This window comes from Phenylobacterium sp., from assembly GCF_044372605.1.
Lineage (GTDB): Bacteria > Pseudomonadota > Alphaproteobacteria > Caulobacterales > Caulobacteraceae > Phenylobacterium.
In genome coordinates this window covers 1-10,778 of record NZ_JBILRO010000102.1, presented here as the reverse complement: position 1 = coordinate 10,778, position 10,778 = coordinate 1, and the positions used below count along the sequence as shown (strand labels likewise).

The window sequence follows — 10,778 nt, the reverse complement described above, 5'->3', positions numbered from 1 at the left end:
ACACCCTGGGCCCGCTGACCACCGACGTGGCGCCGGGGTACGACCACATCACCTCGGCGATCGGCGCGGCCATGATCGGCTGGTTCGGTACGGCCATGCTCTGCTACGTGACGCCGAAGGAACACCTGGGCCTGCCCAACCGCGAGGACGTCAAGGTCGGCGTGATGACCTACAAGCTGGCGGCCCACGCGGCGGATCTGGCCAAGGGGCATCCCACGGCGCGCGCCTGGGACGATGCGATCTCGCGCGCACGCTTCGAATTCCGCTGGGAGGATCAGTTCAATCTGGGGATCGATCCCGAGACGGCCCGCGAGTACCACGACGAGAGCCTGCCGAAGGAGGCGTTCAAGACCGCCCACTTCTGTTCCATGTGCGGCCCCAAGTTCTGTTCGATGAAGATCAGCCAGGACATCCGTGATCAGGCCCGCAGCCAGAACGACGTCGCCACCGGCATGGCCGAGATGGCGGAGAAGTTCCGCGCCGGCGGCGGGGAGATCCTGGTGCCGGTGACGCCGGCGGAGTAGGGGCGATTCCCGATCTCGAAGGTGGTGGCCACTACTCCGGTCTGGAACTCTCGGGCTTCGAATGGGCCGAGCGGGACCTGACGGACATCCGCCTGACGGACTGCACCGTGATGGACGCCCGGCTGTCTTCGGTGATCCTGCAGAACGCGCGCTTCACCCGCTGCCGGTTTGTGCGCTGCCGCTTCGCCCACGCCGACCTGCGCGAGGCCGTGTTCGACCACTGTGACTTCGCCGATCCGGACAGCCATTCCGGCCCGCAGTTCGCCTTCTCGCGGCTGGACGAGGCCAGGTTTCTGGCCTGCGACCTGTCGTTCGCCGACGTGGACCGGTCCAGCCTCTATGGCGTGGCGTTCGAGGCCTGCAACCTGCGCGGCGCCCGGTTCCACAAGGCCGATTTCAGCCGGGCGTTCGGGGGCAAGGTCGTGCGGACGGCCGCTGCGTTCACGAGCTGCAATCTGGAACTGGCCGACCTGTCAGACGCGTCCCTGCCCGGCTGCGACCTGTCGCGGTCGTCGCTGCGAGAGGCCGACCTGACGGGAGCTGATCTCGAAGGTTGCGACATGACCGGTTGTGACCTGTTCCAGGCCCTGATCTCCGGCTGCAAACTGGCGCGCGCCGACTTGAGGGAGGGGGAGCTTTCAGGCGTGGATCTGACGGTCTTGGGCAGCCTCCTCGGCATGAAGGTAACGGCCTCCCAGCAATACGGTCTGCTGAGCGACATCGGGATCGATGTGCGCCCGGATTGAGATCGTGAGCTGGGTGCGCCTTATGGCTGCGAGCCAGCCGGCTCAGCGCCCGAGGCGATGCGGCTCCCGTGGATTGATCTCAGCCTTGCAAAACGCGCGGCGTCGGATTTGACCTCCTGGCGCAGCCAGCGAACGAAAGCCTGGATGGCTACGTTGGAGCGATCATGTCGGCGATGAACCAGAAAGTAGGTTCCCGCGCTGACCGGCGCCGACGCGAACGGAACGACCAGCCGGTCGATCTGAGCGGCGTCCCAGATAAGGGGATCCAGGCCCAGGATCACGCCTCTGCCATGGGTCGCCAGATCTAGCGCTGCAGGGAGCGTGTCGACCGTAAGAATGCCCCTGGGCTCGAGTTCCGCCATGCCCTGGGCCGACAGCCACTTACGCCAGCCGTCTGGCCTGCTGGAAATATGAATCAGAGTCGCCCGCCTGAGGTCACCTGGCGACTTGAGGTCGTCCGCCAGGGTGGGTGAACAGAGCGGTGTGGCGCGCAAGTCCATCAGCTTGTATGCGGTGAGGCCCTGTGTCGGCTGCCGGATGTTTCGGATGGCCACATCGACGGTGTCATTATCGAAGTCCACGACACGGTTGCTGGTCTCGATCTCGATGGCCGCACCGGGAAATCGCGCTTCGAAAGAGGCCAAACGGGGGATCAGACAGACTGACGTAAACAGCGGCAATGCGCTGACTCGTATCGTCAGCGGCCTGGGCGCCTCCTGCGCCGAGGCCAGGGCGGCGTTGAGGCCCTTGAAGGCGACGTTGAGATCGTCAGAGAGGCGTTGTCCCGCCTCGGTGAGACGGATCTGGCGGACCGACCGCACAAACAGCGGCGCCCCAAGCCAATCCTCCATCGCCCTCACGTGGTGGCTGACCGCCGAGGGGCTGACGTGGAGCTCGATTGCTGCGTCGCGTATGCTCTGCAGACGCCCGGCCACAGCAAAGGCCCTGATCGATGCTAGGGCTGGAGGCGGTTTCGTACCCATGTCGACAGAGTAGGCGAATGACCTTGGGTCGCAAGGTCTATCCCGTTTCAATCGGGAGCATTCACGGGTTCACATCGAAAGACCACTTTCGGACCAGGATCCGTCATGGCCTCGATTGCGTCGTTGATGCTCACAATCCGATGAGTGACCTTCTCAGGATGGAACGCACCGCAGGCGATGCATGCCATGGCGTGGGGAAATGTGGGGCGGGACTGAACGCGACCGGTCGCGAATGTCAGACCCTTGTAGTAAGCGCGGGTGAGTGGAACAGGTGTCGTCGCGCCCAGATGAATGGCGACGCTGGTGAGAATTCCGTTCGCTGCGCAGGATTCAATTGCAAAGCCGAGGGCAGCGGCGTCTCCGGCCGCTTCCACGACAATATCAAACTGCTCGCTAGCCAGTCGACCCTCGGCCAGCGCGAGGGGCGCTGTCTCCGCGTTCATCAGCGACGCCCGCTCGCGCCGTTGAGGGCTATCGTCCAGATAGAGCACCCGGCCGGCGCCAAGTGCGACGGCTGCGCCCGCAGCATATAGGCCCACGCTTTGGGCTAGGCCGCCTACCACCAGAACCGTGGCTCCGGGCCGTTCGGCGAGTTGCGGCCCCACGGCCCGCCAACCGTCGGCGACGTTATCCGAAAGACTTGCTGCAGCCACGGGATCCACGCCCTCGGGCAGGGGCGTCAGCATGTGATCGGCGAAGGGTATGCGCATGAGGTCGGAAAGGGCGCCGCCGAATTCCGTACCGGACGTTGGTTTGAGGCCGTAGGCCGCGCCGAATGGATAAGCTTCACAACTGTTGGTCCAGCCTCGACGGCAGGCGCCACATGAGCCACAGGAAAGCTGGAAAGGCACCACAACCCTCTCGCCGGGGGAAACAGCGGATGCGGGACCAGCCTCGACGACTTCCGCAATCGTCTCGTGCCCAAAGGCGAAGGGCCCCGGATAATTGACGACACCTGTCGCGATGTACAGATCGAGGTCGCATCGCGCCACGACCAGGGGCCTAACGATGGCGTCAGTGTCTGCCTGTAGACGGGGGGCGGCGACTTCCCACCATTCCAGTACTCCGGGCTTGATAAACGTTAGCTGGCGCATCGATCAGTCTCCCTGCTGGACGCTCTAGACAGAACTGAACCCGAAGACGCCTTAGTTCGGCGGTCCACAGCTGAATCCTGCTCAGCTATCAAGGCGGGTGGCGGCGGCGCGTGATAGCTTATTTCAGCTAACGTATAGGGGCTGAATCTGGTTTGTTCGTCGCGTTCGACAGGCGCCATTTGAAGGGAGTGGGGAGCGTTCTTCCACGCAAGACCGGAGTCTTTCGCATGCCAAAAGTCCAACTCGTCAAGCGGCCCGCAGTCGCCGCATTGTTGTCAATCCTTGCTTGGTCCGGAGCTCAGGCTGAAGCCCGGACGGGTGGCCCTTCGACTGGGAAGAATCTTTACGCCATCGTTCTTGAGCGCGAACTGCCGCGGTTTGCCCCCAGACCCATAGTCATCGGTCAGTTCAAGAGTCTTGCTCCAAAGTACAGGTCCGTACCTGGCCTTAGAACCAAGTACTTCTTGCTATCAAATCGAAATACTTATGGTGGTGCATATTTGCTGAATGACAAGAAATCAGCAGATGCATATCTTGCGAGCCCGTTACTTGCCGAGCTCAGCGCCAAAGCGAAAGGTAAGAGGACACTGACTCGCTTTGAAATTCCCGTGGCGATCGATGGTCCCGCAGCCGCTACGTTCGACTTGAATAAGGCCACCGGTGTTGTGCGCATCGTTCGCATCAAGCTACCGCCACAGACGCCCCGGGATTCGATCCTTGCGGGCATCAATGAAGCCGTGCCGACTTATCAGAAAGTCCCAGGACTGGTGCACAAGTGGTTCTCTATCGCCGAGGACGGTCGCATTGGCGGCATCTATTTCTTTGCAGACAAGGCGTCAGCCGATGCCTGGTTTAATCCCGCTTGGCACGCCAGCGTGAAGGCGAGGTACGGTGTCGATGGCGAGATTACGACTTTCGACGCGCCCGTTGTGATCGAGAACTAGGTTCCGGCCAACTGGCGGAGGAGTCGATGCCGCAGCGGATCTTCCACAAGCCTTCGCTCGAATTCATCCCTCTGCCGAAAGCTAGATGTGAGCGGGTTGAGGAAAAGCGGTAACTGGTTTTCCGACCGCAACCCGCTCCAAATATATGAGGGCGATCACGTCGAGATTGGATTGATCCAACCCAATCTCGACGTGATCTAGGCGCCGCAGTCCGCGCGTTCACCTTCGGCCAACAACGGCGGCGAGGCGTCTGGAACCGGTTCTGCAACCGGGTGCGGGGCTTGCCCTCGACGTCGCCTATTCGCTGCGCAGCGCTGGCGCTGGTCGTTTCGACAGGGCCTGGAACGCCGCGAGAAGTCCGCCGATCCCGGCCAACATCGACGCGATGGCCAGCAGGGTGAAGACGCCGCCCCAGTCGACGCTCCACTCGGTCTCGAAGACACGGACCACCACGGGCCAGGCCGCCGCATACCCCAGCGCTACGCCAGCCGCGCCGGCGATGAGGCCGACCAGGCCGTACTCCAGCACATAGGCGCTGAGCACCTGGGCCCGGCTGGCGCCCAGCACCTTGAGGATGGCGGCCTCGCGGGTTCGCTCGACAGCCCGGGCGGCGATGGCGCCGGCCAGCACCAGCAACGCCGCCATCAGGGCCACGGCCGCTGCGCCGCGCACGGCCAGGGCGACGCGGTCGAAGAGCTCGGTGGCGGCGTCCAGCTGTTCCCGCACCGAGATGATGTTCACCTCCGGAAACGCTGCGCCCAGCCCGCGGAAGATCCGCTGTTCCTCGGCCAGGGTGGCCTTGGCGATGGCGACCTGGCGGGGATTGGCGCCTTCAATGGCTGAAGGTGTCAGCACCAGCGGGAAACTGGCGCCGAAACTGCCGAAGTCCACGCGCCGGATGACGGCGACCTTCGTCACGATCTCCCGGCCCAGGATTGAAATCGTGACCTCGTCGCCGATCTTGATGTTGGCGGCGCGGGCCGGATCCTGACCCATGGCCAGCAGGGGCGGCCCGGCGTAGTCGGCGGCCCACCACTTGCCCTCCACCACGCCCGCATTCGGCGGCTCGGGACCCAGGGCCGAGAGGCTGATGTCATTGTCGTAGGCCCAGCGTCCCTCACGGCCCAGCTTGTCCTTCACCACGGGCTGGCCGCGCACGGCGATGATGCGGCCCGTCAGGAACGGCGCGCGCAGATAGGTGTTGGCGTCAGGCGTGCGGCCATAGCCCCTGGCCACCTCGGCGTCGAACTCAGCCACCCGATCGGCGGGCACCTGGGTGAAGACCAGCGCCGGCGCCGTCTGCGGCGCGATGATCGAGATCTGGCGCAGCAGGCTGGACTGGATCAGCACCACGGCGGCCAGCAGGGCGAACCCAAGGCCGATGGCCGGCGCCGCCGTACGCGCCGCCGAGCGAGGCCCGGCCAGGTTGGCCAGCGCTATCCTCAGGGATCCGCGCGTACCGCCCCGCATCCGTCCGGCCAGCCTAGCCCCACCCCATCCGGCGGCCCACAGCAGCACAAAGGCTACGGCGACACCGGCGATCATGATCGTGGCGGCGAACGGTGTGGGGGCCGTCCAGATCGCCAGCCCGCCCAGGCCACACGCTGCGAGCAGCGCGCCGATCATTTCCGGGCCGAAGGTCAGCCTGCCGGTCATGTCACTGCGGAACAGGCTGGCCGGCGGGGTGGTCCGCGCCCGCGCCAGCGGCGCCAGGGAGAACGCGGCGGCCGAAAGCACACCGAACGCGGCGGCCTTCAGCAACGGCATCGGATAGATCGCGAACAGGGCCGGCACCGGCAGGTCGCCCTGGATGGCCGCGCCCAGCGCCAGGGGCGTCGCCGCGCCCACCGCCAGACCGATCGCGACTCCCAGTAACGACAACAGCCCGATCTGGGCCAGGTAGATATCGCGGATCAGCCCGCTTTCCGCGCCCAGCGCCTTAAGGGTGGCGATGGCGGGCTTGCGGCTGTCCACATAGGCGCTGACAGCGCCGAACACGCCGAGGCCTCCGGCCACCAGCGAGGCCAGGCCGATGAAGCCCAGGAAGTACTCCAGCTGGTCAATGATCCGGCTTACGCCGGGTGCAGCGTCATTGCGATCCCGCACGCGTACGCCACCCTTGATGTCGCGCTGCACGCCGGCCTTCTCGCGGGCCATGATCAGTCCTGGCTTGAGCGCGATGCGGGCCGTCTCGCCGAACGGCAGGCCCGGCTTCAGCATCCCGCCTTGCTCCAGGGCGCCGCGCGCGGTGAGCACCCTTGGTCCCAGCTGGAAGCCTCGCGACAGCCGGTCGGGCTCCTGCTCCAGCACGGCGTTGACCCGCATCGGCACGTTGCCGACCAGGAAGGTGTCGCCCACCCTCAGGCCCAGTCGATCCAGCAGGGATTGTTCGACAGCCGCGCCCCAGACGCCGTCACGGCGGCTGAGGGCGGGTTGAAGGTTGCCGCCGCCCCTGAGGGTGACGGCGCCGGCCAGTGGATAGGCGCTGTCCACGCCCCTGAATTCTACCAATCGCCGCTCGCCGGACGGCGCCTCGGCCATGGCCGGCAAGGCCACGGAATAGGTCACGCGCCCGCGCGCCTCCAGCTTCTGCCGCTCGGCGGGCGTCATCTGGCGCTGGTTGACCGAAACGGCGATGTCGCCGCCCAGGATGTCGCGAGCCTCGCTGGCCAGCCCGCGCCGGAAGGCTTCCGCCGTCGAGCTGGCCGCCGCGATGGCGGCCACGCCCAGCGCCAGACAGGCCAGGAATATGCGGAATCCCTTGACGCCGCTCCGCAGTTCCCGCGCTGCGAACCGCAACCAGAGCGGGGTCATACGGCCTCGACCTGACGGCCGTCGCGAAGGGTGATCGAGCGCTGCGCCCGCGCCGCAAGAGCCGGATCGTGGGTGACCAGCAACAGCGCCGCACCAGTCTGGTTGACCAGTTCGAAGAGCATGTCGGCGACCATCCTGGCGTTGGCGCTGTCGAGGTTGCCGGTGGGTTCATCGGCGAACAGCAGGGCCGGGCTAGGCGCCAGGGCGCGGGCGAGGGCCACCCGCTGCTGCTCGCCGCCAGACAGCTGGTGCGGATAGTGCCGCGCCCTCGCGCTCAGGCCCACGCGGTCGAGCCAAAGCCGGGCCTGCTCCATCGCGCCGGGCTTGCGCGCGATCTCCATCGGGGCGGCGACGTTTTCCTCGGCGGTCATGTTGGGCAGCAGGTGGAATGACTGAAACACCAGGCTGACGCGACCGCGCCGGAGTTTTGCCCGGCCGTCCTCATCAAGGGCCCCCAGATCCTGGCCAAACAGTTCCACGCGTCCGGTGCTGGGGCGCTCCAGACCTGCGGCCACCGCGATCAGGGAGGATTTTCCGGAGCCTGAGGCGCCGATCAGCGCCACCTGTTCGCCCTTGTTCAGGGTCAGGCTGAGGTTGCGAAGAATTTCGACAGGACCGGCCGAGGACGGCAGGGTCAAACCCACATTGTCCAGCACGAGCGGCGGTAAATCGTCCAATGAGGTCCCCGGCAGTTGAGTGATGCGACAGCTCCCTTACATAGGACGTTCATGACCTCGCCAAGACCCTCTCGCAGAACCTTTTTCGCTTTGCCGCTATTTGTGGCGGCGTGGCCCGCGGTGGCCGCGAAGCCGGCGATCATCACCATGCTGGGCGACTCCATCACCGCAGGCTACGGTCTGCCCGCCAGGGCCGCCCTGCCAAGCCAGCTGCAGGCAGCGCTCATCCGGATGGGCGTGGCCAATATCGTGCGCGCCGCCGGCGTCAGCGGCGACACAACGGCCGGCGGTCTGGGCCGGGTCGACTTCAGCGTCCAGAAGGACACCAGCTTGGCTATCGTGGCGCTGGGCGGCAACGACCTGCTGCAGGGGCTGGACCCGCGCAGCACACGTGCAAACCTGGACGGCATTCTCAAGAAGCTGAAGGCCCGCAAAATTCCGGTGCTGCTGGTGGGCATAGCCGCACCGACGGAGGTTGGCGGCGGGTATGCCCGCGACTTCAATGCGGTCTTCACCAGCCTGGCCAAGGCCCACGGCGTGCCGCTCTATCCCAACCTGATCGACGGCGTGGCGCGCAAACGTGAGCTCAATCAGCCCGACGGCATCCACCCGAACGCCCAGGGTGTTCAGGTCATCACGGCGAAGCTGGCGCCGGTCGTGGCTAAGGCTCTTGCCGCCCGCCGCTGAGCTGTGGCACTGCGGCGCGCATGACGCCCGCCCAGTCCGCCCTGCTGGACCGCCTGACCAACGCGCTTGGCCAGGATCCCCGAATCCAGGCGCTGTGGCTCGCCGGCAGCCTGGCCCAGGGCGGCGGTGACGCCTGGAGCGATATCGATCTGGTGGCCCAGGTGGATGCGGCAGACATGGCCGGCTGCCTGAATGACTACAAGGGTCCACGACCCGGACTGCCCGAGCGGGTCCATGTACTGGAAGTCTACGGATGCATCATCAACTCGGTGACGACGACCTGGGAACGATTCGACATTGTGTTTCTGCCGGAAGTCCAGATCCGCAAGACCTATGGGTCTGAGCTGAAACCGCTGTCCGGCGCGGCCGTCCAACTGGATCCCAAGCCGGACACAGACGCGGATGCGGCGACCGCCGAACGGGTCGAGGCCCTCATCCTGGAGTTTCTGCGCGTGCTGGGCCTGGGGCCAGTGGCGGTCGGACGGGGGGAATGGATCGTGGCGCAACAGGGGCACAGCCTTCTGCGCGACATGACGGTCAACCTGATGCTGGAAGGCGCCGGCGTGCCGCGTGCTGCGAGAGGGGCCAAGCGTCTTAACGTCTTTCTCCAGCCGGCTCAGCAGGCCGCTCTGGAGGCGATCATGCCGCCCGCCGCCAACCGTGAAAGCCTGTTGCAAAGCCAGGCCGCCATTGGGCGGCTCTTCCTGGGTGAAGCCCGGCCGATCGCTGCACGGATGGGCATCACGTGGCCCAAAGCGTTTGAGGCGGCCACCCGCGAACATCTGCGCACAGAACTCGGTCTGGAACTCTGAGGCCAGTTGGGATCAGCGCCGGTGGAACCGGATGGGCATCGCCTTTGGACCGGAGATGAAATTCGAGGCCAGCCACTCCACGGGCGCGGCCAGCCTGAAGTCCGTCATCCGGGTCAGCACCTCGTGCAGCATGGCGTCGATCTCGATGCGGGCGATGTGCTGGCCCAGGCAGCCATGCGGGCCGGTGCCGAAGGCGATCTGGGGATTCTCCGGACGTGAGAGGTCCAGCACGTCAGGCCGATCGAACACGGCGGGGTCACGGTTGGCCGACCCGAAGTACATGACCACCTTGTCCCCGGCCCGGATGGCCTGACCGGCGAGAACCGCGTCCCGCGTTGCCGTCCGGCGCATGTAGATCACAGGGCTGGTCCAGCGCAGAAGTTCCTCCCGCGCGCTCGGCAGGCGGGCGTCAAGGTCGGCCATCAGCCAGGCGTACTGGTCCGGGTTCTCCATCAGCGCCAGTAGCCCGCCGGACAGCAGGTTGCGGGTCGTGTCGCCGCCCGCGTCGACCAGCAGCAGGAAGAACAGCAGGAATTCCATGTCGTCCAGCTTGCGGCCGTCTACCTCGCAGGCCAGCAGCCTGGAGGCCAGATCATCGCCCGGCCGGGCGCGCTTCTCGGCAATCACCCGGGAGCCATACTCGAACATCTTCATCACGGCCTGGCCGCCGGCGCCGGGCGGCAGGGCCTCGGGCGCGGTGTGAATGATCTCGGTCAGTTTGTAGAGTTCGCGGCCGTCCTCCAGCGGCAGACCCATCAATTCGGCGATCACGAATGACGGCATCTCGCCGGCGATCTGGTCCACGAAGTCGCACTCGCCGCGGTCAATCACGGCGTCGACGATTTGCCGGGCCAGTTGCTGAATACGACCCTGCCGCAGGCGGGCGGAGGGTTCCGTGAACTCGGACCGGATCAGCTTGCGGAAGGCCGTATGCTCCGGCGGATCCATCATCAGCATCATCTTGTGGCCGCCAAAGCCCATCTCCGACGCCGGGTCGGTGATCATGATTGTGGGCTCGGACGAATAGGTCTCGAAATCCCGATCCACAGCCCACACGTCGCCGTGGCGGGTGACGGCCCAGAAGCCCTTGCCACCCGGCTCGTCGTGCCATTGGACCGGTGCGTTTGTCCTGAGCCAGTCGAACTGCGCGTGCGGCTGACCGCTGGCGAAGCTGGCAGGAGACAGCAGGTCAATTCTCATGTGGCGCGCCCTGACTTTTTTGGAACTGGATGTCCTTGCCCGCAGGTAAAGCAAGAGATCGCTTGGCCGGCGCCGGTCGAGAAAAACATGGTTCTTTTTTTTCGCTCTGTGTCCTGAATTTAGCAGGAAATTTCCATTTGGGGCTCATTCTGTAACTTCAAGGCCAAACCCCGGTGTGGTGAGGAATTTCGTGAAAGATCGAACTGTCCGTAGTCTGATCGCTCTCGAAGAGTCGGCGTCCACGGCGCGCGTGCTGAACCTGGTCGCCGCGCGTCGTCAGGCAAAGCTTGATCCGTC

10 protein-coding genes are annotated in these 10,778 nt (G+C 65.4%); 5 read left to right on the top strand and 5 right to left on the bottom strand.

Going from position 1 to position 10,778, the window contains the following annotated elements; translation table 11 throughout:
- Together ACIQ42_RS09985 and ACIQ42_RS09980 are read left to right on the top strand one after the other, a co-directional pair.
- Nucleotides 1-524, top strand: a 524-nt coding sequence (locus tag ACIQ42_RS09985) for a phosphomethylpyrimidine synthase ThiC (protein ID WP_397422048.1), incomplete at its 5' end; no start/stop codon positions are given.
- Between the two features lie 5 nt (nt 525-529).
- On the top strand, nt 530-1,270 hold the full coding sequence (locus ACIQ42_RS09980; RefSeq protein ID WP_397422049.1) for a pentapeptide repeat-containing protein: 741 nt from the start codon (nt 530-532) through the stop codon (nt 1,268-1,270).
- A gap of 20 nt (nt 1,271-1,290) precedes the next feature.
- Here ACIQ42_RS09980 and ACIQ42_RS09975 read toward each other — a convergent pair whose 3' ends face one another.
- Complete coding sequence (locus ACIQ42_RS09975) at nt 1,291-2,253, bottom strand: LysR substrate-binding domain-containing protein (RefSeq protein ID WP_397401018.1); 963 nt, start codon at nt 2,251-2,253, stop codon at nt 1,291-1,293.
- 47 nt (nt 2,254-2,300) lie between these two features.
- Nucleotides 2,301-3,347 (bottom strand): zinc-binding dehydrogenase, encoded by a 1,047-nt coding sequence (locus tag ACIQ42_RS09970; RefSeq protein ID WP_397422047.1) that lies wholly within the window; start codon nt 3,345-3,347, stop codon nt 2,301-2,303.
- A gap of 227 nt (nt 3,348-3,574) precedes the next feature.
- Between ACIQ42_RS09970 and ACIQ42_RS09965 the strand changes: the two genes are divergently transcribed.
- Entirely contained in the window at nt 3,575-4,291 is a 717-nt protein-coding gene (locus tag ACIQ42_RS09965) for a hypothetical protein (protein ID WP_397422046.1), read from the top strand.
- Nucleotides 4,292-4,588: 297 nt separating this feature from the next.
- On the opposite strand, the gene ACIQ42_RS09960 is transcribed toward ACIQ42_RS09965, so the two are convergent.
- Together ACIQ42_RS09960 and ACIQ42_RS09955 are read right to left on the bottom strand one after the other, a co-directional pair.
- A complete protein-coding gene (locus ACIQ42_RS09960; protein ID WP_397422045.1) occupies nt 4,589-7,105 on the bottom strand; it encodes an ABC transporter permease in 2,517 nt (838 codons plus the stop codon).
- Nucleotides 7,102-7,782, bottom strand: a complete 681-nt coding sequence (locus ACIQ42_RS09955) for an ABC transporter ATP-binding protein (protein WP_397422044.1) — start codon at nt 7,780-7,782, stop codon at nt 7,102-7,104. The genes ACIQ42_RS09960 and ACIQ42_RS09955 overlap by 4 nt, the downstream gene beginning before the upstream one ends.
- A 120-nt stretch (nt 7,783-7,902) precedes the next feature.
- Between ACIQ42_RS09955 and ACIQ42_RS09950 the strand changes: the two genes are divergently transcribed.
- Both ACIQ42_RS09950 and ACIQ42_RS09945 read left to right on the top strand, forming a co-directional pair.
- Nucleotides 7,903-8,469: an arylesterase gene (locus ACIQ42_RS09950; protein ID WP_397422043.1), complete on the top strand. Its 567-nt coding sequence runs from the start codon at nt 7,903-7,905 to the stop codon at nt 8,467-8,469.
- Nucleotides 8,470-8,489: 20 nt separating this feature from the next.
- A complete protein-coding gene (locus tag ACIQ42_RS09945; protein WP_397422042.1) occupies nt 8,490-9,281 on the top strand; it encodes a hypothetical protein in 792 nt (263 codons plus the stop codon).
- 12 nt (nt 9,282-9,293) lie between these two features.
- On the opposite strand, the gene ACIQ42_RS09940 is transcribed toward ACIQ42_RS09945, so the two are convergent.
- Nucleotides 9,294-10,481: a cytochrome P450 gene (locus tag ACIQ42_RS09940; protein ID WP_397422041.1), complete on the bottom strand. Its 1,188-nt coding sequence runs from the start codon at nt 10,479-10,481 to the stop codon at nt 9,294-9,296.
- Nucleotides 10,482-10,778: the final 297 nt, after the last annotated feature.

What these genes read in the sequence shown, in the direction of transcription:
- ACIQ42_RS09975 (WP_397401018.1), bottom strand. Translation starts at nt 2,253, where the DNA reads ATGGGTACGAAACCGCCTCCAGCCCTAGCATCGATCAGGGCCTTTGCT.
- ACIQ42_RS09970 (WP_397422047.1), bottom strand. Translation starts at nt 3,347, where the DNA reads ATGCGCCAGCTAACGTTTATCAAGCCCGGAGTACTGGAATGGTGGGAA.
- ACIQ42_RS09965 (WP_397422046.1), top strand. Translation starts at nt 3,575, where the DNA reads ATGCCAAAAGTCCAACTCGTCAAGCGGCCCGCAGTCGCCGCATTGTTG.
- ACIQ42_RS09960 (WP_397422045.1), bottom strand. Translation starts at nt 7,105, where the DNA reads ATGACCCCGCTCTGGTTGCGGTTCGCAGCGCGGGAACTGCGGAGCGGC.
- ACIQ42_RS09945 (WP_397422042.1), top strand. Translation starts at nt 8,490, where the DNA reads ATGACGCCCGCCCAGTCCGCCCTGCTGGACCGCCTGACCAACGCGCTT.
- ACIQ42_RS09940 (WP_397422041.1), bottom strand. Translation starts at nt 10,481, where the DNA reads ATGAGAATTGACCTGCTGTCTCCTGCCAGCTTCGCCAGCGGTCAGCCG.